We start from the raw sequence: 22,711 nt of genomic DNA on the forward strand, positions 1-22,711 counted from the left end.
TCATCGGCGAAGGCCGGGGTCCAGTCGGGATGGCTGTATTGATCATTACGATCACTCACCCAACTGGACCGCGGCTTCCGCCGGGGAACGGAAGCTTGGAATGGTGTGCGTCAGGCGAGCGGTTCGCCGATCTCGACGATCGCGTCGATCTCCACCGCCGCGCCCAGCGGCAATACCGGCACGCCGACGGCGGAGCGGGCGTGGCGACCGGCATCGCCGAACAGCGCCACCATCAGTTCCGACGCGCCGTTGGCGACCTTGGGCTGGTCGGTGAAGTCGCTGGTCGAATTGACGAACACGCCCAGCTTCACGATCCGACGTACCCGCGACAGGTCGCCGAGGTGCTTCTTCAACTGGGCGACGATCATCAGGCCGCACAGGCGAGCGGCTTCCTGACCCTGTTCCAGCGACAGCGAGTCGCCCAGCCGGCCGGTGACCAGCGCGCCGTCCTTGAACGGCAACTGGCCGGACAGATGGACGAGGCCGTTCACCTCGACGACGGGGACATAGGCGGCGACGGGGGCCGCGGCCTCTGGGAGGGAGAGGCCGAGGTCGGCGAGCGTGCGGTCGATATGGTCGGTCATGGCACGGGGCGTGCCTCCACCGCCCCCGCCAGTCAAGCCGCCAGTCGACCCGCGTTTCAGGCGGCGGCCGGCCCCCCGGCGAATCGCGCCGCGATCCAGTCGCCGGCCGGTCGCCAGTCGTCGATCCGTGCGTGCGCCGCCGGTGCGGGGGGCATCGCCGCGGCGAGTTCGGGGTCGGAGATCATGTGCAACCGGTGGACGCCGGGGGCCGCCCGCGCGACCGAGTCGTGATGCACCGCCAGATCGTCGACGAACACCGTCACCGGGTCGCCATGCTCGGCGACGAGACGCGCGACGGGATCGCCCTTGCCGCCCTGGTTGCATTCCACGCGGTGCGCGATGCCGAACCGGGCGAGCTGGTCGATCCGTGCCTGCTGGCAATGATCCTGCAGGTTGGTGAGTACGACGATGTCCGCCCGTTCGGCCAGCATCGCCAGCGCTTCGGCGGCGTGCGGCACCAGCGTCTGGCGATCCATCTCGGCCGGGAAGAACCCGCCCAGCAGGCCCCACATCGCATCCTGATCGGGGGGCGGGCCGCCGTCGCGCCGGGTCAGGCTGCGCCGGAAATCGCCCGCGCCGATATCGAAATCGATGTCGTGCGCCTCGTCCAGCCAGTCGCGGAAATGCCGGACCATGTGCAGCAGCACCTCGTCGCAATCGGTAATCAGCAGCGGTCTTGCGGGGGGCGTCATGCCTGCTCCAGCCAGTAATGGGCGGCAACCAGCGCCTGCGGGGGGACCCCCAGCGCCGCGGCGCAGGCGATCAGATCAGGCTCATGCCCCTCCAGAAACCCGAGCGCCGCCGACAGGACGGCAGGCTCGCCGACGCGCGTCCGCAGGTCGTCCGGGTCCAGTCCGGTGACCGCCAGCAGGCGATCCGCGCGATCCGGTTCATTCAGGGTCCACACAAGCGCCTGTAACGCGAGGGAAATAGCGTCTTCGTTTGTAACGGGGCCGGGCATTGTCTACCGTCCGGTTGAGAAGGGATCATGCAGCGCGTGGCGAAAAAGGTGCTCGTTGTCGAGGACAACGAACTCAATCTGAAGCTCTTCTGCGATCTCCTGCGTGCGCATGAGTGGGAGGCGGAGCCTGTCCGCGACGGGCGAGAGGCGGTGGCCCGCGCGGCCGAGTTCAAACCCGACCTCATCATCATGGACATCCAGATGCCGCATGTGACCGGCTATGAGCTGATCCTGGCGTTGAAAAAGGACCCGGCGCTGCGCCGTATCCCGATCATGGCGGTGACCGCCTATGCCGGGCGCGACGACGAGGACCGCATCCGCGCCGCCGGGGCGGACGCGTATATCTCGAAACCGATCAGCCTTGCCCGGTTCATGAGCGCGGTGAGCGAGCTGGCCTCCGGCATGCGCTGACGGCCGGTTGCCGCCGCGGTCGCCGCGGCGGTCGTCGAGGCAATCGGTCGCGCCCACGACAAAAAGCCGCGAGGATCACCCGCGGCTGACTGCCCGATCGATCGTGGAAACGAGGGGCGGCTTCACGCCGCCCACCGGATCACTTGATCTTGGCTTCCTTGAACTCGACATGCTTGCGCACGACGGGATCGTACTTGCTGAAGCTCAGCTTCTCGGTCTTGGTCCGCGGGTTCTTCTTGGTGACGTAGAAGAAGCCGGTATCGGCCGTGCTGACGAGCTTGATCTTGACGGTGGTTGGCTTGGCCATGAGCCCTAATCCTGAAAAAGAAGAGAGCGGCCAGCCGTCAGGCCACCGCTCGATCAGTGGCGGCGCATGGCGCATGATGGCGGCCGAGTCAACCATCAGGGGCATTTCGCCCGTGTTTTAACCATGGGGTTCATCAGGCTTTAACAAAACCATGCGCAGGCTGATGCCACATCAAAACAATGATTTGGGGGACGGGCGTCATGGCATCGGTACACGCGCTGGCGCAGATGGCGGACCTGGATGCGGTTCGTGCCGACCTGAACGTCCGCATCGCCGCGATCGACGTACGGGCGCCCTATGCCCGCGCCCGAGAGATCGCGCCGGATGTCGATGCGATTCGGGTGATCGCGCATCGCAACGGCCTGAACCCCGCCGTCACCGTCGCGCATTTCCTCGATTCGGCGCTGTCGCGCGGCGAGTGCGGTGCGCTCGTCCATGGCTGGCTGTCGCTGCTTGCCGATGCGATCGGCAGCGATCGGCAGGATGTCGCCGCGTGCGAGACGTTTGCCGCCGCCTGCTCGGTCCGTCTCGCGGGATGAACGATTAGGCGGAGCCATTTTCCGGGCGGATCGTTGCGCATCCGAATCTGAACACCGGAGCTTGGCATGGCCGACATCAACCCCGCCCTCGAAACCCCCAGCGATCTCAATCGCAACGATACCCGCACCGTCGCCGACGCGCTGAATACCGCACTGGCGGATTGCTTCGCGATCTATCTGAAGACCAAGAATTTTCACTGGCACGTGTCCGGTCCGCATTTCCGCGATTACCACCTGCTTCTCGACGATCAGGCGGCGCAGATTCTGGGCGTGACGGACGCGATCGCCGAGCGCGTGCGCAAGACCGGCAACACCACATTGCGGTCGATCGGCGACATCAGCCGTCACCAGCAGATCGCCGATAACGATCGCGATTTCGTGCCACCGCACGAGATGCTCGCCGAACTGCGCGAAGACAATCTGAAGCTGATCGAAACGCTGCGCGACGCGCGCGAGCGGGCCGAGGCCGCCAAGGATACCGCCACCTCGTCGATCGCCGACGAATGGATCGATCAGGCCGAAGAGCGTGCCTGGTTCCTGTTCGAAGCCAGCCGTAAATCGTAAAAGGGAACCGTCATGCTCAAGCTCGCGATCATCTTCCTCCTCATCGGCCTCGTTCTCGGTGGCCTCGGCTTTGGCGGCATCGGCGGCGCGTTCGTCGGCATCGCCAAGATCCTGTTCTTCATCGCGCTGGCGCTGTTCGTGATCTTCCTCGTCCTGGGGCTGGTCGCGGGCAAGAAGGTACTGGATTAACCGCTCAGGCGCACCAGCCACAGATCGGCTGGTGCGCCGAGGCGTAGTGGCAGCACACTCGTCCCCAGACCGGCGCCGACGATCGTCGTCCGGTCGCCCTCTCGCACTACGCCACAACGATAGCGGTCGCCGAAGCGGGAGACATGGCCCAGCGCGCCGTAGAGGGGCAGCACGATCTGCCCACAATGCGTATGCCCCGCCATCAGCAGGGGCGCGTCATCCGGCAGGCCGGGCGCGATATCGGGTGAGTGTGCGACCATCACCGATGCACCGCCCAGCCGCCGCATCGCCGCAAGTGTGGCCGGCAATCGGTCATGATGCGTCGGCTGGTCGTCCAGTCCGCCGATCGCAAGCGGCCCGCGCTGGACCGCCTCGTTAGCGAGCACCGTCACCCCCGCCGCCCGTAATGTCGCCCTGACGCGGGACGGGTCCGTCCAGTAATCATGATTGCCGAGTACTGCGATCGTCCCCAGCCTTGGGGTCAATCGCCGCAGCGGCGCCAATTGTGGCGCAGCGCTCGCATCCGCCGGCGTATGACCGGCGATAAAGTCGCCTGCGATCACGACCAGATCGGGTTTCAGCCGATTCACCTGAGTAACGATGCGCGCCAGCCGCTCCGCATCCATCGCCGCGTTGCCGACATGTAGATCGCTCAGCAAGGCGACCGTCACGGGCGGCGCGTCCGCGGGCCAGCGGGGCAGCGCGACCGACGCTCGCCTCACCACCGGATCAGCCCGCGCCTGTCGATGAGCGACCGCCAGCACCCCGCCCGCCATCACTAGAGCGAACAACAAAAACGCTAGAAGACGACGGGCGATCATGCTGTCCGGCATATCGAAGCCGCCGCCGGGAGCGCAACGCCGATCCCGCGCGTTGCCCCATCATGCATGCCTTTGCCGCGCTCCTCGATTCGCTGATCTACACGCGGGGGCGCAATGCGAAGCTGAAGCTGATCGCCGATTACCTGCTCGCCACGCCCGATCCCGATCGCGGCTGGGCGATGGCGGCGTTGACCGGCGATCTCGATCTGAAGGGCGTGAAGCCCGCGTTGATCCGCGCGTTGATCGAGGAACGCGTCGATCCCGTGCTGTTCCGGATGAGCCGCGATTATGTCGGCGATACCGCCGAGACGGTGGCGCTGCTGTGGCCCGCACCCGTCGTGCCGGTCGATCCCGAACCATTGTCGATCACGCAGGTCGTCGATCGCCTGCGCCATCTGTCGCGTACCGAGGCGCCGGCGATGCTGGCGACGATGCTCGACCGCAGCGATGCCGAGGAACGCTTCGCACTGCTGAAGATGGCCACCGGCGCGTTGCGGATCGGTGTCTCCGCCCGCCTTGCCAAGACCGCCTTCGCCGACGCGTTCGGTCTGGATGTCGAGGCGGTGGAGGAGGTGTGGCACGGTCTGTCCGCGCCCTATCCCGAGTTGTTCGCCTGGGCGACCGGCACGGGCGCGCAGCCGACTGTCGCCGATGTCCCCGTCTTCCGGCCGTTCATGCTCGCGCACGGGCTGGAGGATGCGCGCGTCGATCTCGCCGATTATGCCGCCGAATGGAAATGGGACGGCATCCGCGTCCAGATCGTCCATGTCGCCGGTCAGACCCGCCTGTACAGCCGCACCGGCGACGATGTGACCGGCAGCTTTCCCGATGTCGCCGCCGCCTTTGCCGAAACCGGCGCGGTCGATGGCGAATTGCTGGTGAAGGGCGATGCGCAGGGCGGCGAGGCGGCGAGTTTCAACGCGTTGCAACAGCGGCTGGGGCGGAAAATGGTGTCGGCCAAGATGCTGGCCGACTATCCCGCCTTCGTCCGCCTCTATGACATACTGGTCGATGGCGACGAGGACCTGCGCGCGCTGAAATGGACCGAGCGCCGTGCGCGGCTGGAGGCGTTCGTGCCGCGGCTCGACCCAGACCGGTTCGATATCAGCCAGGTCATCGACGCCGCCGATTTCACCGCGCTGGAGGGCATCCGCGCCGGGTCGCGCGATGCCGCGATCGAGGGCGTGATGCTGAAGCGTCGCGATTCGCCGTACACCGGCGGTCGTCGTGCCGGGCTATGGTATAAATGGAAGCGCGATCCGCTGACCGCAGATTGCGTCATGATGTATGCGCAGCGGGGCAGCGGCCGGCGGTCGTCCTATTACAGCGATTACACCTTCGGTTGCTGGACGGAGGAAGGCGAGCTGCTCCCCGTCGGCAAGGCCTATTCGGGCATCACCGACGAGGAATTGCGCCAGCTTGACAAGTTCGTGCGCAATCACACCACCGGCCGGTTCGGGCCGGTGCGCGAGGTGGAGAAGACGCTGGTGCTGGAGATCGCGTTCGATTCGATCCACACCTCCACCCGGCACAAGTCGGGCGTCGCGATGCGCTTTCCCCGCATCGCCCGCATCCGCCTCGACAAGCCGGCCGCCGAAGCAGACCGGATCGCCACGTTGCAAAACCTGATTACCTGATCGGTTCGACCAGCCCGGCCCAGGGCAGCGCCGGCCCCACCGGCACGATCCCGCACGGGTTCAGATCGCGGTGGCTGGCATAATAATGCGTCTTGATGTGATCCAGATGCACCGTCGCGGCGATGGCGGGGATCGCCAGCATCCGTTCCAGATACGCCTCCAGCGTCGGGTAATCGACGATCCGCCGGATGTTGCACTTGAAATGCCCGACATAGACCGCATCGAACCGCACCAGCGTGGTGAACAGGCGGATGTCCGCCTCCGTCATCTGACCGCCGACCAGCCAGTCCGCACCGGTCAGCCGCTCCTCCAGCCGGTCGAGGGTCGCGAACAGCGGCTCGACCGCCTCTTCATACGCGGCCTGCGTCGTCGCGAAGCCGGCTTTGTATACGGCGTTGTTCACGTGATCGTAGACGTCGGCGTTGATCGCATCGATCTCGGGCCGCAGCGATGACGGGTAATAATCGCCCTCGGTCGCGCCCAGTTCGTCCCACGCGCCGGTCAGCATGCGGATGATCTCCGACGATTCGTTGCTGACGATCGTGTCGGTTTCACGGTCCCACAGCACCGGCACCGTCACTTTGCCGGTATAGTCGGGCCGCGCGCGGGCATAGAGTTGCCACAGATAGTCCGCGCCGTGCAGCGGATCGCCGGTGCCGCCATGATCGCGCGCGAAGGTCCAGCCATGGTCCAGCATCACCGGATCGACGACCGACACGCCGATCATGTCCTCCAGCCCCTTAAGCGCACGAACGATCAGCGTGCGGTGCGCCCATGGACAGGCATAGCTGACATATAGATGATACCGCCCCACCGCCGCCGGTCGCCCCGGCTGACCATCCGGCCCCGGCCCGCCGTCGGCGGTCACCCAGTCGCGAAAGCCCGCATCCTGCCGCTTGAAGGCGCCATCCGCCGCGTCTTCCGTCATTTTGCCGGCGTGCCACGTGCCGTCGATCATCCTGCCCATGCGTATCTCCCTTGCCTTGCGGCATACGCGTGAGGGGCGGTCAACGATCCGTGGCGGAAGCCCATGCCTATCGATCGCTCAGACGTATCTCGAACACCGTCGGCCATAATTTGCCCGTGACGAACAGCCGCTTCTTCGCCGCGTCATAGGCGATGCCGTTGGCCACCGCCTCCGGGTCGGTCGCGGCGATCTCCGCGACCAGTGGGCGCAGGTCGATGATCCGGGTCACGCGGCCGCTCGCCGGATCGATCCGCACCAGAAACGGCTGGTGCCAGATATTCGCCAGAATCGCGCCATCCACCCATTCCAGCTCGTTGATCTGGTCGAGCGGACGGCCGTTCAGCGTCACCGACACCTGTCGCCGGACCTTCAGCGTCGCAGGGTCGAGGAAGCGCAGCGTCGCCGTGCCGTCCGACTGGATCAGCGCGCGGCCATCGCCGGTCAGGCCCCAGCCTTCGCTGACATAGCGCGACTGGCCGTGGCGCTTCAGTGTCTTCGGGTCCCAGCGATGGGCGATACCGTCATGCCAGGTCAGGCTGACCAGTTCGTTCCGCCATGCCGCCAGCCCCTCGCCGAATTGCGCCGGCGGGATCGTGCCGCGCCGCTCGACCTTGCCATCGGCCAGCCGTACCCGGCGGACATCCGATTGCCCCTCCCGCCCAACGCTCTCGTACAGCGCGCCATCGTGCCAGATCAGCCCCTCGGTGAAGGCGGTCGCATCATGCGGATATCGCGCCACCACGGTGACGCCCGTCATCGGCACCCGCGTGGCGGCCGGAGCGGCGGCGGCGGGCCGCGCCTGTGCAAAGGCCATCGACGGCACCAGCATGGCGGCGGCCAGGAAGATAGCCGGTGCGCCGGTACGCAAGAGCCGACGAGGGGGGGGCGGGGTGCGGAAAGACATCCGCCATCCGTAAACGCAAACGGCCCGCCGGGCAAAAATGCCGGGCGGGCCGCTCGTCAGACGTCGGTCAGGCTAATCGGCGAAAAGCCGGATCAGCTACCCTGCGCCAGGTTCACTGCCGCGTACTTGCCGCGACGATCGACCTCAATCTCGAACTGCAGGCGGTCGCCCTCGTTCAGGCTGGCCATGCCAGCACGCTCGACGGCCGAGATGTGCACGAATGCATCGGGCTGGCCATCGTCGCGCTGAATGAAGCCGAAGCCCTTCATCGCGTTGAAGAACTTGACGGTGCCCGTCGCCTTCTCACCGGTCAGCTGACGCTGCGGTGCGCCGCCGGGCGCGCCGCCGAAGCCACCACGATCGCCGCCGCCCTGACGGGGCGCACGATCGCCGAAGCCACCCTCGCGGGGTTCGCGCGGCGGTGCACGGTCGGTGACGGCCATCGGCTCGCCATCGATCTTCAGCTCGGTCGCCGAAATACGGCCACCGCGATCGACGAGCGTGAAGCCCATCGGCTGACCTTCGGCCAGACCGCTGAGGCCGGCCTGCTCGACGGCCGAGATGTGAACGAACACGTCTTCGCCGCCATCATCACGGACGACGAAACCGAAGCCCTTCTGCGCGTTGAAGAATTTTACGACACCGGTGCCTTCGCCCACGACCTGGGGGGGCATGCCGCGACCACCGCCGCCGCCACCGCCACCGAAGCCGCCGCCACCGCCGCGGAAGCCACCGCCGCCACCGCCGCCGCCGAAGCCGCCACCACCGCCGAAGCGATCGCCGCCGCCGCCGAAGCTGCTGCCACCGCCAAAGCGATCGCCGCCGCCGCCGAAGCTGCTACCGCCGCCGAAACCGCCGCCGCCGAAGCCGCCGCCATTGTCATCGCCGCCGAAGCTGTCGCGCTTGTCGCGACCACGTCCGCCACGGTTACCGCGGCCGCCTTTATCGAAACCCATAAGCCCTGTTCGTCTTCCCGGTTCGCCCGTATGATGCATCCTCAAGAACACGAGCGCCGGACGAAGCTCTCACGATCCTTTGGCGCGAAACCTTCTGCGCCTGATTCGATATATAGCGGAACTCTACGGGCGCCGCGAACAAATTCGTCACCTTTATGGCGGGAACACGTACGGAAAACGGCGGAACGTTGCCCGGACGGCACAGAATGTGCGCCGATCATTTCCCGCAATCGATCGGCAACGGCCATGGCGGCCATAATGTGGCGGCGACTCGTGCCTTGCCACCGCCGCCGGCCATTGAGCGTTCACGCCCCAGCCGCTACGGCGAGCGGATGAGCGTATATTTCCACGAGGAAGACATTCCCGCCGGCCTGTTCGCGGGCGCCACCAGCATCGCCGTCGATACCGAGACGATGGGACTCATCACCCCGCGCGACCGGTTGTGCGTGGTCCAGCTGTCCGATGGCGGCGCGGACGAACACCTCGTCCGCTTCGGACCGGGCAGCGATTATGCCGCGCCGAACCTGCGCGCGCTGATGGCCGATACCGGGGTGTTGAAGCTCTATCATTTCGGCCGGTTCGATATTGCCGCGATCCGCCATTATCTGGGCGTCGTCGCGGCGCCCGCCTGGGACACCAAGATCGCGTCGCGGCTGGTGCGCACCTACACCGATCGGCACGGCCTGAAGGAACTGGTCCGCGAACTGCTGGCGCAGGATCTGTCGAAGGCGCAGCAATCGTCCGACTGGGGCGGCCCCGAACTTTCGGATGCGCAAAAGGAATATGCCGCATCCGACGTCCGGTACCTCCACCGGCTGAAGGCGGAGCTGGAGCGCCGGCTGACGCGCGAGGGGCGGATGGAACTGGCGCAGGCGTGTTTCGATTTCCTGCCGGTCCGTGCCGAACTCGATCTGGCCGGGTGGCCGGAACAGGACATCTTCGCCCATGTCTGATGTCGCGCGCCGGATGCGGTCGGCGCGGCAGGACTGGGCCGCGCCCGGCAGCCGGCACGACCGACTGGTCGGCATCGCCCGTGTCGTGCTGCCGATGGGCATCGGCGTGCTCGCCGCGTTCCTCGTCATGGCGCCGCTGACGGCGGCGGGCGACGTGTCGTTCGTGCTCGACAAGAACAAGGTCGAGGTGGCGCACGAACGCATGAAGATTCAGGCGGCGCGTTACCGGGGTCAGGATACCAAGGGCCAGCCGTTCGAACTCGACGCCGGTTCCGCGATCCAGCGCAGCTCCGCCGAACCCGTCGTGCAACTGCGCGATCTGCAGGCCGGTATCCAGCTGGCCGATGGACCGGCGCGGATCGTGGCGGGGCGGGGGCGATATAATATGGACAATGAGCGCGTCACGCTCGACGGGCCGATCGCGGTGCGCGCGGCGGGCGGTTACCGGCTCGATACGCGCGACGCGACGCTCGATCTGCAATCGCGCCGGATGCAGAGCACCGGCGCCGTCACCGGCACCGTGCCGCAAGGTGTGTTCAGCGCCGACCGGATGCGCGCCGATCTGGAAAGCCGTACCGTCACGCTCGACGGCAATGCCCGCTTGCGGTTCGACCCGCGAGGGGCGAAATAGCGCCGCATGCGCGTGTCCATCCTCATCCTGCCAGTTCTCTTGCCGGCCCTCCTGACGGGGCTCGCCACGACGGCCCCCGCGCAGCAGCGTCACAACACCAACGCGCCGATCGATTTCGGCGCGGACCATATCGAGTTGCAGGACCGCGCCAACCGCGCCGTGCTGACCGGTAACGTGTCGGTCAAGCAGGCGGAGATGACGCTGGACGCCACGCGGATGACGGTCGCCTATACCGGACAGGTGGTCGGCGGCAGTCCGCAGGTATCGCGGCTGGACGCGTCGGGCGGCGTCACCGTCCGCCGGCCGGACCAGATCGCGAAGAGCCAATATGCGATCTACGATCTGAACAAGCGCCTCATCACCATGCTGGGCGCCGTCAGCCTGACGCAGGGGGGCGGCAACACCGTCAACGGCGGTCGCCTGACGATCAACCTGGATACCGGTCGTGCGGTGATCGACGGATCGTCGGTCGCGGGCAGCAGCGGCGCGCCCGCCGGCACGGTGCAGCAGCGCGGCGGCCGGGTCACCGGCACCTTCTCGGTCCCGCAGCGGAACAACTGACGGGCGGCGGGATGCCGCCCCCATGCGTCGGTCGCCACGATCGGGGCTTCCCCGCGTCGATGCGCTGAGGCATAATCGGCCATGCATGTTTCCTGCCAGATCGGTGAAGCAGCCGGCCGACGCTAACCTTCTGGCAATCCTCTGCTGCGAGATGTCGACCCGATGGACGTGACCACCCTCGAAACCGCGCCGCCGATCGCCGAGCCGCCGGTCGCCCACGGATTGCAGGTCGTGTCGATCGCCAAATCCTATGACAAGCGCACCGTGCTGACCGACGTGTCCGTGTCGGTCGGTCGGGGCGAGGTGATCGGTCTGCTCGGCCCGAACGGCGCAGGCAAGACGACGTGCTTCTATTCGGTCATGGGTCTGGTGAAGCCCGATTCGGGCCGCATCATGCTGGACGGCGAGGATATCACCGGCCTGCCGATGTATCGTCGCGCGATCCTGGGCCTCGGTTATCTGCCGCAGGAGACCTCGATCTTCCGGGGCCTGTCGATCGAGAAGAACATCCTGACCGTGCTCGAACTGTCGGAGCCCGATCGCGACGCGCGCCAGGCCAAGCTCGACCGGCTGCTGGAGGAATTCGGGCTGACCCGCCTGCGCGCCGCGCCCGCCATGGCGCTGTCGGGTGGCGAGCGTCGCCGCGCGGAGATCGCCCGTGCGCTGGCCGCCGATCCGTCGATCATGCTGCTCGACGAGCCGTTCGCGGGCATCGATCCGATCTCGATCGCCGACATCCGCGATCTGGTGAAGGACCTGAAGCGCCGCGACATCGGCGTGCTCATCACCGACCACAATGTCCGCGAAACGCTCGACATCGTCGATCGCGCCTACATCATCTATGACGGCCGTGTGCTGTTCACGGGCAGCCCCGCCGAACTCGTCGCCGACGCCAATGTCCGCCGTCTGTACCTCGGCGAGACCTTTTCGCTTTAGGGTGGCGGGGTAGTCATGAGCCTCGCCCCCCGCCTCGACCTGCGCCAGTCGCAGTCGCTGGTGATGACGCCGCAGCTGCAACAGGCGATCAAGCTGCTGGCGTTGTCGAACCTGGAGATCGAGGGCTTCATCGCCGAGGAGGTCGAGCGCAACCCCCTGCTCGAAGCGTCGCAGACCGACGAGGTGGTGAAGCCCGAACGCATCGAGCGCGAAGAGCCGGCCGCCGCCGACGAACTGCTCGCCGGCACCGCCCCGGCCGAACCGATCGACGTCGATTACGCCACCGAAAGCCATCAGCAGGATTCGATCAGCGACGGCGGCGGCAGTTTCGATGGCGCGCTATCGGCGGGCGGATCGTCCGGCAGCGGCCAGATGCCGGAGGATGGCCCCGATCTCGATGCTTTCGCCGACACCAGCTATTGCCTCGCCGACCATCTGCTCGCGCAGGCCGGCACCACGGTATCGGCCATCGATTTCTTCATCGCCCAGCACCTGATCGACCAGATCGACGAGGCCGGGTATCTGACCGTCCCGTTGCTCGACATCGCCGGTCGCCTCGGCATTTCCCTCGCGCGGGTAGAGGGCGTGCTGGCGACGATCCAGACCTTCGATCCCACCGGCGTCGGCGCGCGCGATCTGGCGGAATGCCTGACGTTGCAGGCGAAGGAGGCCGATCGCTACGACCCGTGCATGGCGAAACTGCTCGCCAATCTCGATCTGCTCGCGCGCGGCGATCTCGGCCGGTTGAAGCGGCTGTGCCACTGCGACGACGAGGACATGGCCGACATGGTCCGCGAGCTGCGCGCCTATGATCCTAAACCCGGCTGTCGTTATGGCGGCGAGCCAGCGCAGGCCGTGGTCCCCGATCTGTTCGTGCGCGCGACCGGCAGCGGCTGGCTGGTCGAGGTGAACGGCGCCACGCTGCCCCGCGTCCTCGTCAACCGCCGTTATCATGCCGAACTGAGCCACGGCCCGCAGGACAAGGCGGCCAAGGCGTGGCTGTCCGATTGCCTCGCCAGCGCCAACTGGCTGGTGAAGGCGCTCGACCAGCGTCAGCGCACGATCGTGAAGGTCGCGACCGAGATCGTGAAGCAGCAACAGGCGTTCTTCCGCCACGGCGTCGCGCATCTGAAACCGATGACGCTGCGCCAGATCGCCGATGCGATCGAGATGCACGAATCGACCGTCAGCCGCGTGACGAGCAATAAATATCTCTCCTGCGCACGCGGCATGTTCGAAATGAAATATTTCTTCACCAGCGCGATCCAGGCCGCCGATGGCGGTGATGCCGTGTCGGCGCAGGCGGTGAAAAGCGCGATCCGGGCGCTGATCGCGGGGGAGGGCGCGAAGATCCTGTCCGACGACACGCTGGTCGAACTGTTGCAAGCCAAGGGCTTCGACATCGCGCGCCGCACCGTCGCCAAATATCGCGAGGCGCTGGGCATCGGCAGCTCGGTGCAGCGCCGCCGGCAGAAGACGCTGGAGGGAGCATGATCCGCGCGTTCCTGTTGGCGCTCGCGCTGCTGTTGACGCCGGGCATGGCGGTCGCACGCGATCTGCGCGTCATGACCTTCAATGTCCGCCTGCCGATCGCCAGCGACGGCCCGAACGAATGGGCGAACCGGCGCGATCTGTTCGCCGCCACGGTGGCGAAGGCCGATCCCGACATCATCGGCACGCAGGAACTGTTCCAGCGGCAGGGCGACGACGTCATCCGGCGCCTGCCGCGCTATGCGTGGTTCGGGCGCGACCGTCGCGGCGGCCATGGCGACGAGCATATGGGCATTCTCTATCGCGTGGATCGCCTGCGCCTGCTCGCCAGCGGCGATTTCTGGCTGTCGGATACGCCCGATACGGTGGCCAGCATCACCTGGGGCAACGTCCTGCCGCGGATGGTGACATGGGGCCGGTTTCGGGATCGTGCTGGCCGCCGCTTCGTGCTGCTGAACACGCATTTCCCCTATCGCGATCAGGACGAGGCGGCGCGGGAGAAGGCCGCGCGTCTGATCGCCGCACGCCTGCCCGCCATCGCCGGCACCGATCCGGTGGTGCTGACGGGCGACTTCAACACCACGCCCGACAGCCGCGCTCACGCGACGCTTGCCGCGACGTTGACGGATGTCTGGACCGCCGCCCCAGGTCGCACCGGGCCGGCGGAGACGTTCCACGACTTTACCGGCAAGCCGGACCGGCGGATCGACTGGATTTTCGTGCGTGGTTTTACGGTTCGCGGGGCAACGACGCTGACCGACCATGCGGGCGATCGCTATCCGTCGGATCATTTTCCGGTGGTCGCCGATCTGGGGTGGGCTTCCGCCAAACGCTGATCCGTCTTGCGTATAGTTCCGGCCGTCATTGCGAGCGGAGCGAAGCAACCCAGGGTTCCGGCCAAGACGCTCTGGGTTGCCGCGTCGCTTCGCTCCTCGCAATGACGGCCTCGACAGCCTTCAGTTGGGCGTATCTCCACCCGTGCTCGTCGTGGCGGGAACCGGCGGGGTCGCCGACCGGGCATCGCTCACCGCCTCGTCGTACCAGCCGGCCAGATCGGCCTTCATCCGGTGCAGCGCGTCGGGGTTCACATACGTCATGTGGCCGGCGGGATAGTAAGTGAAGCGCAGGTTCGCCTGTTGCGGGCGCTCCAGCATCATGTGGCCCAGATCGTTCTCCGTGCCGAAGAACGGCGTCGCCATGTCGTAATAGCCGTTCATCGACAGCACCTTCAGATACGGATTGGCCCGCATCGCCGCCGCCAGATCGATCGCCGTGTTGGGATTGTTCTGGCCACCGCCGCCCGAGCGCCCCGGCGCCTCGTGCTTCCAGTTCCACGACCATCCCGCCGCATCGCGCGCCGACAGGCGGTAGGGCAGCTCGGTTTTGTACCCCAGCGTGCTCGTCAGATAATCGGTGAACGAGGCGATGTACGCGCCCGAAATCGCGTCGGACGATGCATCCGTCTCCGGCCGTTCGCCCGCCGCATCGGTGTCGATCCCGGTGTAGCGCGAATCGAACCGGCCGATCGTGCGCGCCTGCCCGCGCAGCAATTCCTTCTGGAACCGGGGCAGGTCGATGCGCAGGTTCGCGCGCTTGATGAAATCGGGGCTGATTCCGATCAGTTGGCTCATCTGGTTCGCCACGGCATTTCGTTCCGCGTCGGAAATGCTCTGCCCCTTGGCGAGCGCGACCATGTACGGCCCTGTCGCAAAGGACCGCGCCTGCGCCACCGCCGTCGCCACGTCCGCCGGCCGGTTGGGCATCCGGTTGTGATACCATGCCGTCGCCGCATAGCTGGGCAGATAGTTCAGATAGACCTGGTCCAGCCCCGGCTGGCGATAACCGTAATTCATGATCGACGAGAGCAGCACGACGCCGTTCAGCGCCATGCCGCGTTCCTGCAACTGATACGCCAGCGCGCCGGAGCGCAGCGTGCCATAGCTTTCGCCGAACAGGAATTTGGGGCTGGTCCAGCGGCTGTACTTGGTGGCGTAGCGCAGGATCGCCTTGGCGAAGGCGTCCGCATCCTCGTCCGTGCCATAGAAGTCCGATGGCTTCATATCGCCCAGCGGCCGCGAGTAACCGGTGCCGACCGCATCGATGAACACCATGTCGGTCTTGTCGAGCAGCGTGTCAGGGTTCGGCCCGACGTCATACGGCGCCGGCCGGATGAATTCGGGGTTGGTCGTGCGGATGCGGATCGGCGCGAACGACCCCATGCGCAGCCAGAAACTGGGGCTGCCCGGCCCGCCATTGTAGAAGAACGTTACCGGCCGCTTGCTGCCCGGCTTCACGCCGTCGAGCGTATAGGCGGTGTAGAAGACGCTGGCCGTCGGCTTGCCCTCGATATCGCGGATCGTCAGCGTGCCCGCGCTGGCGGTATAGGGCAGGCGACGACCGCCCACCGTTACCGCGTCGCGGTGCTTCACCTCCTGCTCCTCGATCGGCGCGAGCGCCCAGGCGGCTTCGGCGTCCTGTTTGGCGATCTCGCTATGCGTCTTGCCATTGGCCGGTTTGGCGTCGGACTTCGCCTCTTGCGCGAAGGACGGCGCGGCGATGACGGAGGACAGCAGGAAGGGGATCAGCAGCTTCGACGGCAAGACGCATTCCTCGATAAATAGGGAAGGATACCTGCACTGTTCCCGCGTTCCGAACGACTTGGCAAGTCCCGCATCATGACGTCGGATCGCACGCCCCGCCGCAGCGTCGCTTTACGCCGACGACGAAGCGGGTAGGGGGAAACGGGTAGGGAAATCGCCATGGGGGCCATGTACATGCGCAAGACGATCGCCGGCACGACGCTGGCCCTGCTGATCGCCGGCTGCGCGCATCGCGACAAGCCTGCACCGCCGCCGCCGGTCGAACCACCCGTGCCGGTCGAGACGCCGACCCCGCCGCCGACCCCCACGATCAACAGCGATCTGGGACCGGAGGAAGCGGTCTGGCATCTGCGTGCGGCCCTGAACGTCGCGGCGCTCAGTTGCGGGCAGGGGCCGGCCGGTGCCGCGATCGTCACCCGCTACAACGCCTTCCTGACCGATCGGAAGGCGACGCTCGCTGCCGCCTATGCCGCCGAAAAGACACGCCATGGTAGTGACCCGGCCACGCTCGACCGGCACATGACGCAGCTTTATAATTTCTTCGCCGATCCGGCGGCGCAGCGCGGTTTCTGTACCGTCGCCGGCACCGTCGCCGAACGCACATCGGCGACCCCGGCCGATGCGCTCGCCACCTTCGCGCCGACTGCGTTGGTAGAACTCGAACAGCCCTATTTCACCAGCCGGCGCAATCCGGCCGCACGCATCGCCATGGCCGCGGCACCGGTAGCTACCACCAGCCTGCCCGGCGCGGCGCCATGGCGTATCCAGATCGGCGCCTTCACCGGCCGGCCGGCAGCGGAGGCCGCGTGGCAAAAGGCGCTGGCCCGTGTCCCGTCGCTGGCGGCGTATCAGCCTTCCTACGAGCAGGTGCCGGGCAAGCCGCTGGTCCGTGTCCGCGTCGGGGCGGCGTCGGATCGAGCTGGCGCCATCCGCCTGTGCGCGGCGGCGGCGGCCGGAGGGTTCGACTGCATGCCCATCGGCGGAACGCGGTAATCATATCGATTCGTCATTGTGAGCGTAGCGAAGCAACCCGGAGCGTCATGCGCGCGGCTCTGGGTTGCTTCGCTACGCTCGCGATGACGGGATGCCTTGCCAATTTTGCTCCCCGGCATCTGGCGGGCGACAGCTCAATCCAGCCGCTCCGCCAGCGCCCGGATCGCCATGCCGGCAAATGCCGCGACCGGCTCGCCGTCATCGACCGCCACCGGCCGTTCGGGCGTCAATAGCGCCCCGGCCTGCATCTCGCCGTCCAGCATCACCCATTCCCTGACCGCGCCGGCCAGACTGCTTACCTGTGCCAGTTCGCTGTCGCCGCGGGGCACGTTCTCCAGCGCCGCGCTCATCTGCCAGTCGATGCCCTCGGTCATGCCAGATCATTCTCGCTGACGACGACGATCGCCTGATCCTGATCGCGCGCCGCCGCCACGGCCGCTAGTTCTTGCACCCGCGGCAGATGCCGGTGGAACAGCGCCACCGCCCGGTCGTCCGGCGTCTCGGCGGCCAGCGCCTCCAGCAGATCATATTGCGCGGCGAAGGCACGGGGCTCGCCATCGATGGTGGCGGCGAATTCGACGCGGCGTTCATCGACATTGTCGAACACGGTGGCGGGGTCGATGGTCAGCCGGTGATCGGCCATGGGCTTGCTCCTGATGGGAGATTTAACAGCGAAAGACACGTGCGGATGTTCCCATAAGCCGTCGTTCCCGCCTCAATCGTCCTCGTCCTCGAAGCCCACCAGCGCCAGCGCGCGCGCCTTGATCTGGCGGGTCATGCACCAATGGACCAACGCATCCTCGCGGCCATGCGTCACCCACACTTCCTTCGGCGCGATCTCGGTCAGCGTGTCGGTCAGCTCGTCCCAGTCGGCATGGTCGGACAGGATCAGCGGCAGTTCGATATTCTTCTGCACCGCCCGTTGCCGCACCCGCATCCACCCGCTGGCCATCGCGGTGATTGGATCGGGCAGCCGCCGCGACCAGCGATCGTTCAGCGCGCCGGGCGGACACATCACGACATGCCCCGCCATTGCCGCCTTGGGCGTATCCGCCACCGGGATCAGCTCGCCCAGCCGCACGCCGTGTTCGGCATACAGATCGCACAGCCGTTGCAGCGCGCCGTGGATGTAGATCGGCGCCTCATGCCCGCGTTCGCGCAGTTCGGCGATCACCCGCTGCGCCTTGCCCAATGCATAGGCGCCGACGACGACGCAGCGATCGGGATTGGCGTGCAGCCGGGCGATCAGCTTGTCGATCTCGTCGCCGGTGTCGGGATGCCGGAACACCGGCAGCGCGAACGTCGCCTCGGTGATGAAGACGTCGCATTTCACTGGTTCGAACGGCGTACATGTAGGGTCCGGGCGGCGCTTGTAATCGCCCGACACGACCACCCGCTCGCCCCGGTAATCGAGTACGATCTGCGCCGATCCCAGCACATGGCCGGCGGGGACGAAGCCCACCTCGACCTCGCCCATCCGGATCGTCTCGCCGTAAGCAACCGGCTCACCGGTCTGCGGGCCATAGCGTGCGTCCATGATCGCCAGCGTTTCGGGCGTTGCCCATACCCGGCCATGGCCGCCCCGTGCATGGTCGGCATGGCCATGCGTCACCAGCGCGCGGGGGCTGGGTTCGGAAGGGTCGACCCACGCATCGGCGGGCCGCACATAGATGCCGTGCGGATGCGGTTCGATCCAGTCGCCGAGCTTTGCCATGTCCCCTCAACGCAGGGAACGGCGGGAGGATCATCCGGGTTCGATTGCCGACACCGATGCCGCGGGATAGGGGTGGGCGATGGCAAAGGCTGACCGACTTGAACGCCTCGACATCCAGCGGCTGGAACTGGAGGCGGAATACACCGCCGCGCTGGTCGAGGCGTTGCGCAGGACGGCGGCGGGAAAGATGAAACTGTTCGGTCACCAGAACGACCGTGCGTCCCGCGCCGCGATCGCCCCGACCATCGATAACCTGAACGACATCGGGGAGGCGATCGACGAGGCGAGGGATCGTCTCGGCCTGTCGCCGTTCGACCTTCACCGCCAATTCGCCGCGTCGCGCGGGCCGGTCGGACCGCAGGCGGTCGGCGAGCCGAAACAGGCGCAGGCCTGGCTGGATCGGCTGGCGGCGGCGACTGCATCCGACGCCTGATGCACGGATAGGGCGCAACCTCGCCTGATCGCGGTTATCGCCGCCGCCCGGCGACCCTACATAGCGTCCAGATGAATCTCCCCACCCCCCTGGCCGACTGGTTCGCCACCCGCGGCTGGCATCCCCGGCGTCATCAGCTCGACATGCTGGCCGAGGGACGGGCCGGGCATCACGCGCTGCTGGTGGCCACCACCGGGGCGGGCAAGACGCTGGCTGGCTTCCTGCCGACGCTGACCGAATTGATCGAGCATCCGACCGAGGGGCTGCACACCCTTTATGTCAGCCCGCTGAAGGCGCTGGCGGTCGATATCCAGCGCAACCTCGTCACCCCCGTCGAGGAAATGGGCCTCGACATCCGGGTCGAGACCCGCACCGGCGACACGCCGTCGGACCGCAAGGCGCGGCAGCGGGTGAAGCCGCCGCACATCCTGCTGACCACGCCCGAATCGCTGTCGCTGCTGCTCAGCTATCCCGACAGCGCGACGATGTTCGCCGGCCTGCGGACGATCGTGATCGACGAGGTCCATGCCTTCGCCACCGGCAAGCGCGGCGACCTGTTGTCGCTGTCGATGGCGCGGCTGCAGCGGATCGCGCCCGATCTGCGCCGCGTCGCGCTGTCCGCCACCGTCGCCGATCCCGACGGCTATCGGGCGTGGCTGGCGCCGGACGGCGATATCGACACCGTCAGCCTGGTGCAGGGCGAGGCGGGGGCCGATCCGGTGATCGACATCCTGTTGCCCGAGGACCGCGTGCCATGGGCCGGGCATTCGGGCCGTTATGCTGCGCAGCAGGTGATGCGGGAGATCGAGGCGCACACCACGACGATCGTGTTCTGCAACACCCGCAGCCTCGCCGAGCTGATCTTTCAGGACCTGTGGAAGGCGAACGATAAGGGTCTGCCGATCGGTGTTCATCACGGCAGCCTGTCGCTGGAGGCGCGGCGCAAGGTCGAAAGCGCGATGGCGGCGGGCAGGCTGCGGGCGCTGGTGGCGACGGCCAGTCTCGATCTGGGGGTCGACTGGGGCAATGTCGATTGCGTCATCCAGATGGGCGCACCCAAGGGATCGTCGCGGCTGTTGCAGCGGATCGGCCGCGCCAACCACCGGCTGGACGAGGCGTCGAAGGCGATCCTCGTGCCCGGCAACCGCTTCGAATATCTGGAGGCGCGCGCTGCCCTCGATGCGGTCGAGGCGGGGGAACTGGACCCCGACCTGTTTCGCCCCGGTGCGCTCGACGTGCTGGCGCAGCATGTGATGGCCTGTGCCTGCGCCGCGCCGTTCCAGCAGGCGGAACTGCTCGACGAAGTCCGTTCCGCGCTGCCCTATTCGGCGCTGACCGACGAGGTGTTCGACCGCGTGCTCGGCTTCATCCGCGACGGTGGCTATTCGCTTCGCGCCTATGACCGGTTCAAGCGGCTGGTGCAGGACGCCGATGGCAGCTGGCGTGTGGCGCATCCGAAATTTGTTGCGCAACATCGCCTGAACGCCGGTATCATCGTCGAGGCGACGATGCTGACCGTCCGTTTCCGCAATGGCCGCAATCTGGGCAAGGTCGAGGAGGGCTTCGCCGCCACGCTGAGCCATGGCGATACCTTTTTCTTTGCTGGCCTCAGTCTGGAGGTTGAGAAGATCGATACCGAGGACCTGATCGTCCGCGCCACCAGCCGCCCGGCGCGGGTGCCGAGTTACGGCGGCAGCCGGATGCCGCTGTCGACCAGCCTTGCCGACCGGGTGCGCGGGTTCCTGTCGAGTTCGGCGGAATGGTCGCGCTTTCCCGACGATGTCCGCGAATGGCTGGAGATCCACGAGCGCCGCTCCGTATTGCCGCGGCCGGGCCAGTTGCTGGTCGAGACCTTTCCACGGGAAGGGCGGTATTACATGGTCGCTTACGGCTTCGAGGGGTGGAACGCGCATCAGTCGCTGGGCATGTTGCTGACCCGGCGGATGGAGACGCAGGGGCTGAAACCGTTGGGTTTCGTCGCCAATGATTATGCAATCGCCTGTTTCGCGCTGGAGCCGATCACCGATCCGGCGTCGCTGTTCTCGGCCGATATTCTCGAACATGAGTTTGTCGAATGGGTGCAGCAATCGCATCTGCTGAAACGCGCGTTCCGCGAGGTCGCGGTGATCGGCGGGCTGGTCGAGCGGCAGCATCCCGGCAAGCGCAAGACCGGGCGGCAGGTGACGTTTTCGACCGATCTGATCTATGACGTGCTGCGCAAATACGAACCGTCGCATCTGTTGCTGCAGGCCGCGTGGGACGATGCGCGGGCGCGGATGACCGATGTCGGGCGACTCGCCAACCTGCTCGACCGGGCGGCGGGGACGATGCTGCATGTCGATCTGGACCGGGTGTCGCCACTGGCGGTGCCGGTGCTGGTCCTGATCGGTCGCGAGCGGATATCGACCAATGCGGGCGACGACGCGCTGCTGGTCGAGGCGGAGGTGCTGGCCGCCGAGGCGATGCGAATCGACTGAGCGCTTGCCAAGCGGCGCGGCGAGGCGCAGCTTTCTGCGCAGGATGGAGAGGATGTTCGCCTTGATGGCGGCGGCGGGGCTGTGGTGGACGGCACCCACGCTCGCGCAGATGCCGGTGCCGGGACCCTTGCCCGATGTGGCGGCCGCCTTACCCGCGGTGCCGCCCGATCCGGGTGACGAACTGGCGCTGGAAGAACTCGACCTGCGGATGACGGTGCCGGTGACGATCGCCGGCAAGGGGGCATGGCCGTTCGTGATCGATACGGGGGCCGAGCGGACGGTGGTGTCGACCGAACTGGCGGCCAGTCTGGGGCTGGAGCCGGGGCCGTTCGTTCGGGTGACGACGATGGCCAGCACGCTGTCGACGCCGACGGCGCGCATCCCGTTGCTGAAGGTCAGCCGCCTGTCGCCCGATCTGATCGAGGCGCCGGTCTATGCCCGCCGCTTCATCGGTGCGGCCGGGATGCTGGGGCTGGATGCGTTGCAGGGCCAGCGGGTAGTGATCGATTTCGACCGCAGCAACATGACGCTGACGCCGGCGCGACGCCGGATGCAGCGGGCGGCGGCGCCCGACGAGATCGTGATCGTCGCCAAATCGCGGTTCGGCCAGTTGATCGTCACCGATGCGCACTGGCGCGGCAAGCGGATTGCGGTGGTGATCGACACGGGATCGCCGGTGACGATCGCCAACAGCGCCTTGCTGCGACTGGCGAAGTCGTCGGTGCCGATCGGGCCGGTATCGATGATCGCGGCGAGCGGCGAGACGCTGGTCGCCGATGTCCATCAACTCGACCGGCTGGAGATCGGCGGCGTCACCTTTTCCGGCGTCGGCGTGGCGGTGGCGGATGTCGTTCCGTTTGGCCGGTTCGGGCTGGCGGACAAGCCGGCGCTGCTGCTGGGCATGGAAACGCTCAGGATGTTCCGGTCGGTCGAGATCGATTTCACCAACCGCACGATCCGGCTGGCCTTGCCGCGCAATGTCATGACGCGGGGAACGTCGTTTGCGGCACGGTGAGGCGGACGCGGAAAGTCGCTAAAGTCGCACCTCCCACGTGCGCGCGATCGTGCGCACGTGGGCGCGT

27 protein-coding genes are annotated in these 22,711 nt (G+C 66.9%); 15 read left to right on the forward strand and 12 right to left on the reverse strand.

Annotated elements, in window-relative coordinates:
* Positions 1-110: 110 nt before the first annotated feature.
* From JAO74_RS12210 to JAO74_RS12220, 3 genes are read right to left on the reverse strand one after another with little or no spacing between them, the layout of a single operon-like run.
* Positions 111-584, reverse strand: a complete 474-nt coding sequence (locus JAO74_RS12210; protein ID WP_199038279.1) for a RidA family protein — start codon at positions 582-584, stop codon at positions 111-113.
* Positions 585-640: 56 nt separating this feature from the next.
* The gene (locus tag JAO74_RS12215) at positions 641-1,276 is read right to left on the reverse strand and encodes an HAD family hydrolase (protein ID WP_199038281.1); all 636 of its coding nucleotides are present in this window, start codon (positions 1,274-1,276) and stop codon (positions 641-643) included.
* Positions 1,273-1,545 (reverse strand): DUF3572 domain-containing protein, encoded by a 273-nt coding sequence (locus JAO74_RS12220; protein ID WP_199038283.1) that lies wholly within the window; start codon positions 1,543-1,545, stop codon positions 1,273-1,275. The genes JAO74_RS12215 and JAO74_RS12220 overlap by 4 nt, the downstream gene beginning before the upstream one ends.
* A gap of 36 nt (positions 1,546-1,581) precedes the next feature.
* Between JAO74_RS12220 and JAO74_RS12225 the strand changes: the two genes are divergently transcribed.
* Positions 1,582-1,956: a response regulator gene (locus JAO74_RS12225; RefSeq protein ID WP_199038285.1), complete on the forward strand. Its 375-nt coding sequence runs from the start codon at positions 1,582-1,584 to the stop codon at positions 1,954-1,956.
* A gap of 139 nt (positions 1,957-2,095) precedes the next feature.
* Here JAO74_RS12225 and rpmG read toward each other — a convergent pair whose 3' ends face one another.
* The gene (gene rpmG / locus JAO74_RS12230; RefSeq protein ID WP_017977469.1) at positions 2,096-2,263 is read right to left on the reverse strand and encodes a 50S ribosomal protein L33; all 168 of its coding nucleotides are present in this window, start codon (positions 2,261-2,263) and stop codon (positions 2,096-2,098) included.
* A gap of 200 nt (positions 2,264-2,463) precedes the next feature.
* Here rpmG and JAO74_RS12235 point away from each other — a divergent pair, with 200 nt between their 5' ends.
* The 3 genes from JAO74_RS12235 to JAO74_RS12245 all read left to right on the forward strand — a co-directional run bounded on the left by JAO74_RS12235 (position 2,464) and on the right by JAO74_RS12245 (position 3,555).
* The gene (locus tag JAO74_RS12235) at positions 2,464-2,802 is read left to right on the forward strand and encodes a hypothetical protein (RefSeq protein WP_199038287.1); all 339 of its coding nucleotides are present in this window, start codon (positions 2,464-2,466) and stop codon (positions 2,800-2,802) included.
* 66 nt (positions 2,803-2,868) lie between these two features.
* Positions 2,869-3,366, forward strand: coding sequence for a Dps family protein (locus tag JAO74_RS12240; RefSeq protein ID WP_199038289.1), 498 nt, complete (start codon positions 2,869-2,871; stop codon positions 3,364-3,366).
* 12 nt (positions 3,367-3,378) lie between these two features.
* Positions 3,379-3,555 carry a DUF1328 family protein gene (locus JAO74_RS12245; RefSeq protein ID WP_199038290.1) on the forward strand — a complete coding sequence of 59 codons (177 nt, stop codon included), beginning with the start codon at positions 3,379-3,381 and terminating at the stop codon, positions 3,553-3,555.
* On the opposite strand, the gene JAO74_RS12250 is transcribed toward JAO74_RS12245, so the two are convergent.
* Positions 3,552-4,346, reverse strand: coding sequence for a metallophosphoesterase (locus tag JAO74_RS12250; protein ID WP_233150943.1), 795 nt, complete (start codon positions 4,344-4,346; stop codon positions 3,552-3,554). The two genes, JAO74_RS12245 and JAO74_RS12250, sit on opposite strands and share 4 nt — an antisense overlap.
* A 92-nt stretch (positions 4,347-4,438) precedes the next feature.
* Between JAO74_RS12250 and JAO74_RS12255 the strand changes: the two genes are divergently transcribed.
* Positions 4,439-6,013: a cisplatin damage response ATP-dependent DNA ligase gene (locus tag JAO74_RS12255; RefSeq protein WP_199038293.1), complete on the forward strand. Its 1,575-nt coding sequence runs from the start codon at positions 4,439-4,441 to the stop codon at positions 6,011-6,013.
* Here JAO74_RS12255 and JAO74_RS12260 read toward each other — a convergent pair.
* The 3 genes from JAO74_RS12260 to JAO74_RS19085 all read right to left on the reverse strand — a co-directional run bounded on the left by JAO74_RS12260 (position 6,006) and on the right by JAO74_RS19085 (position 8,840).
* Complete coding sequence (locus JAO74_RS12260) at positions 6,006-6,980, reverse strand: glutathione S-transferase family protein (RefSeq protein WP_199038295.1); 975 nt, start codon at positions 6,978-6,980, stop codon at positions 6,006-6,008. The two genes, JAO74_RS12255 and JAO74_RS12260, sit on opposite strands and share 8 nt — an antisense overlap.
* Before the next feature lie 67 nt (positions 6,981-7,047).
* The gene (locus JAO74_RS12265) at positions 7,048-7,848 is read right to left on the reverse strand and encodes a glutaminyl-peptide cyclotransferase (RefSeq protein ID WP_233150944.1); all 801 of its coding nucleotides are present in this window, start codon (positions 7,846-7,848) and stop codon (positions 7,048-7,050) included.
* Between the two features lie 128 nt (positions 7,849-7,976).
* Complete coding sequence (locus JAO74_RS19085; RefSeq protein ID WP_199038302.1) at positions 7,977-8,840, reverse strand: cold-shock protein; 864 nt, start codon at positions 8,838-8,840, stop codon at positions 7,977-7,979.
* A 332-nt stretch (positions 8,841-9,172) separates the two neighbouring features.
* On the opposite strand from JAO74_RS19085, the gene JAO74_RS12275 reads away from it, so the two are divergent.
* The 6 genes from JAO74_RS12275 (at position 9,173) to JAO74_RS12300 (ending at position 14,248) form a co-directional block, all read left to right on the forward strand.
* On the forward strand, positions 9,173-9,793 hold the full coding sequence (locus JAO74_RS12275) for a ribonuclease D (protein ID WP_199038304.1): 621 nt from the start codon (positions 9,173-9,175) through the stop codon (positions 9,791-9,793).
* Positions 9,786-10,424, forward strand: coding sequence for an LPS export ABC transporter periplasmic protein LptC (gene lptC, locus JAO74_RS12280; protein ID WP_199038306.1), 639 nt, complete (start codon positions 9,786-9,788; stop codon positions 10,422-10,424). The genes JAO74_RS12275 and lptC overlap by 8 nt, the downstream gene beginning before the upstream one ends.
* Positions 10,425-10,430: 6 nt before the next feature.
* Entirely contained in the window at positions 10,431-10,985 is a 555-nt protein-coding gene (locus JAO74_RS12285; RefSeq protein WP_199038308.1) for an LptA/OstA family protein, read from the forward strand.
* A gap of 162 nt (positions 10,986-11,147) precedes the next feature.
* The gene (lptB, locus tag JAO74_RS12290; protein WP_199038310.1) at positions 11,148-11,921 is read left to right on the forward strand and encodes an LPS export ABC transporter ATP-binding protein; all 774 of its coding nucleotides are present in this window, start codon (positions 11,148-11,150) and stop codon (positions 11,919-11,921) included.
* Positions 11,922-11,936: 15 nt separating this feature from the next.
* The gene (rpoN, locus tag JAO74_RS12295) at positions 11,937-13,415 is read left to right on the forward strand and encodes an RNA polymerase factor sigma-54 (RefSeq protein WP_199038312.1); all 1,479 of its coding nucleotides are present in this window, start codon (positions 11,937-11,939) and stop codon (positions 13,413-13,415) included.
* Positions 13,412-14,248, forward strand: coding sequence for an endonuclease/exonuclease/phosphatase family protein (locus tag JAO74_RS12300; protein ID WP_233150945.1), 837 nt, complete (start codon positions 13,412-13,414; stop codon positions 14,246-14,248). Before rpoN ends, JAO74_RS12300 begins: the two co-directional genes overlap by 4 nt.
* Positions 14,249-14,368: 120 nt before the next feature.
* Here the strand turns inward: JAO74_RS12300 and JAO74_RS12305 are convergent, their stop codons facing one another.
* Positions 14,369-16,012, reverse strand: a complete 1,644-nt coding sequence (locus JAO74_RS12305; protein ID WP_199038314.1) for a S10 family peptidase — start codon at positions 16,010-16,012, stop codon at positions 14,369-14,371.
* A 159-nt stretch (positions 16,013-16,171) separates the two neighbouring features.
* Between JAO74_RS12305 and JAO74_RS12310 the strand changes: the two genes are divergently transcribed.
* The gene (locus tag JAO74_RS12310) at positions 16,172-17,005 is read left to right on the forward strand and encodes an SPOR domain-containing protein (protein WP_233150946.1); all 834 of its coding nucleotides are present in this window, start codon (positions 16,172-16,174) and stop codon (positions 17,003-17,005) included.
* A 134-nt stretch (positions 17,006-17,139) separates the two neighbouring features.
* Here the strand turns inward: JAO74_RS12310 and JAO74_RS12315 are convergent, their stop codons facing one another.
* The 3 genes from JAO74_RS12315 to JAO74_RS12325 form a co-directional block, all read right to left on the reverse strand.
* Positions 17,140-17,379, reverse strand: coding sequence for a hypothetical protein (locus tag JAO74_RS12315; protein WP_199038316.1), 240 nt, complete (start codon positions 17,377-17,379; stop codon positions 17,140-17,142).
* Positions 17,376-17,648, reverse strand: coding sequence for a DUF1488 family protein (locus JAO74_RS12320; RefSeq protein WP_199038318.1), 273 nt, complete (start codon positions 17,646-17,648; stop codon positions 17,376-17,378). The genes JAO74_RS12315 and JAO74_RS12320 overlap by 4 nt, the downstream gene beginning before the upstream one ends.
* Positions 17,649-17,720: 72 nt before the next feature.
* Positions 17,721-18,719, reverse strand: a complete 999-nt coding sequence (locus tag JAO74_RS12325) for a ligase-associated DNA damage response exonuclease (RefSeq protein ID WP_199038320.1) — start codon at positions 18,717-18,719, stop codon at positions 17,721-17,723.
* A gap of 79 nt (positions 18,720-18,798) precedes the next feature.
* Here JAO74_RS12325 and JAO74_RS12330 point away from each other — a divergent pair, with 79 nt between their 5' ends.
* The 3 genes from JAO74_RS12330 (at position 18,799) to JAO74_RS12340 (ending at position 22,644) form a co-directional block, all read left to right on the forward strand.
* Entirely contained in the window at positions 18,799-19,152 is a 354-nt protein-coding gene (locus tag JAO74_RS12330; RefSeq protein ID WP_199038322.1) for a hypothetical protein, read from the forward strand.
* Between the two features lie 71 nt (positions 19,153-19,223).
* Entirely contained in the window at positions 19,224-21,629 is a 2,406-nt protein-coding gene (locus JAO74_RS12335; RefSeq protein WP_199038324.1) for a ligase-associated DNA damage response DEXH box helicase, read from the forward strand.
* 52 nt (positions 21,630-21,681) lie between these two features.
* Positions 21,682-22,644 (forward strand): aspartyl protease family protein, encoded by a 963-nt coding sequence (locus JAO74_RS12340; RefSeq protein WP_199038326.1) that lies wholly within the window; start codon positions 21,682-21,684, stop codon positions 22,642-22,644.
* Positions 22,645-22,711 lie beyond the last annotated feature (67 nt).

Source organism: Sphingomonas mollis, from assembly GCF_016427505.1.
GTDB lineage: Bacteria > Pseudomonadota > Alphaproteobacteria > Sphingomonadales > Sphingomonadaceae > Sphingomonas > Sphingomonas mollis.

What these genes read in the sequence shown, in the direction of transcription:
- JAO74_RS12210 (WP_199038279.1), bottom strand. Translation starts at nt 584, where the DNA reads ATGACCGACCATATCGACCGCACGCTCGCCGACCTCGGCCTCTCCCTC.
- JAO74_RS12215 (WP_199038281.1), bottom strand. Translation starts at nt 1,276, where the DNA reads ATGACGCCCCCCGCAAGACCGCTGCTGATTACCGATTGCGACGAGGTG.
- JAO74_RS12220 (WP_199038283.1), bottom strand. Translation starts at nt 1,545, where the DNA reads ATGCCCGGCCCCGTTACAAACGAAGACGCTATTTCCCTCGCGTTACAG.
- rpmG (WP_017977469.1), bottom strand. Translation starts at nt 2,263, where the DNA reads ATGGCCAAGCCAACCACCGTCAAGATCAAGCTCGTCAGCACGGCCGAT.
- JAO74_RS12235 (WP_199038287.1), top strand. Translation starts at nt 2,464, where the DNA reads ATGGCATCGGTACACGCGCTGGCGCAGATGGCGGACCTGGATGCGGTT.
- JAO74_RS12240 (WP_199038289.1), top strand. Translation starts at nt 2,869, where the DNA reads ATGGCCGACATCAACCCCGCCCTCGAAACCCCCAGCGATCTCAATCGC.
- JAO74_RS12245 (WP_199038290.1), top strand. Translation starts at nt 3,379, where the DNA reads ATGCTCAAGCTCGCGATCATCTTCCTCCTCATCGGCCTCGTTCTCGGT.
- JAO74_RS12255 (WP_199038293.1), top strand. Translation starts at nt 4,439, where the DNA reads ATGCATGCCTTTGCCGCGCTCCTCGATTCGCTGATCTACACGCGGGGG.
- JAO74_RS12260 (WP_199038295.1), bottom strand. Translation starts at nt 6,980, where the DNA reads ATGGGCAGGATGATCGACGGCACGTGGCACGCCGGCAAAATGACGGAA.
- JAO74_RS19085 (WP_199038302.1), bottom strand. Translation starts at nt 8,840, where the DNA reads ATGGGTTTCGATAAAGGCGGCCGCGGTAACCGTGGCGGACGTGGTCGC.
- JAO74_RS12275 (WP_199038304.1), top strand. Translation starts at nt 9,173, where the DNA reads ATGAGCGTATATTTCCACGAGGAAGACATTCCCGCCGGCCTGTTCGCG.
- lptC (WP_199038306.1), top strand. Translation starts at nt 9,786, where the DNA reads ATGTCTGATGTCGCGCGCCGGATGCGGTCGGCGCGGCAGGACTGGGCC.
- JAO74_RS12285 (WP_199038308.1), top strand. Translation starts at nt 10,431, where the DNA reads ATGCGCGTGTCCATCCTCATCCTGCCAGTTCTCTTGCCGGCCCTCCTG.
- lptB (WP_199038310.1), top strand. Translation starts at nt 11,148, where the DNA reads ATGGACGTGACCACCCTCGAAACCGCGCCGCCGATCGCCGAGCCGCCG.
- rpoN (WP_199038312.1), top strand. Translation starts at nt 11,937, where the DNA reads ATGAGCCTCGCCCCCCGCCTCGACCTGCGCCAGTCGCAGTCGCTGGTG.
- JAO74_RS12300 (WP_233150945.1), top strand. Translation starts at nt 13,412, where the DNA reads ATGATCCGCGCGTTCCTGTTGGCGCTCGCGCTGCTGTTGACGCCGGGC.
- JAO74_RS12310 (WP_233150946.1), top strand. Translation starts at nt 16,172, where the DNA reads ATGGGGGCCATGTACATGCGCAAGACGATCGCCGGCACGACGCTGGCC.
- JAO74_RS12315 (WP_199038316.1), bottom strand. Translation starts at nt 17,379, where the DNA reads ATGACCGAGGGCATCGACTGGCAGATGAGCGCGGCGCTGGAGAACGTG.
- JAO74_RS12320 (WP_199038318.1), bottom strand. Translation starts at nt 17,648, where the DNA reads ATGGCCGATCACCGGCTGACCATCGACCCCGCCACCGTGTTCGACAAT.
- JAO74_RS12325 (WP_199038320.1), bottom strand. Translation starts at nt 18,719, where the DNA reads ATGGCAAAGCTCGGCGACTGGATCGAACCGCATCCGCACGGCATCTAT.
- JAO74_RS12330 (WP_199038322.1), top strand. Translation starts at nt 18,799, where the DNA reads ATGGCAAAGGCTGACCGACTTGAACGCCTCGACATCCAGCGGCTGGAA.
- JAO74_RS12335 (WP_199038324.1), top strand. Translation starts at nt 19,224, where the DNA reads ATGAATCTCCCCACCCCCCTGGCCGACTGGTTCGCCACCCGCGGCTGG.
- JAO74_RS12340 (WP_199038326.1), top strand. Translation starts at nt 21,682, where the DNA reads ATGTTCGCCTTGATGGCGGCGGCGGGGCTGTGGTGGACGGCACCCACG.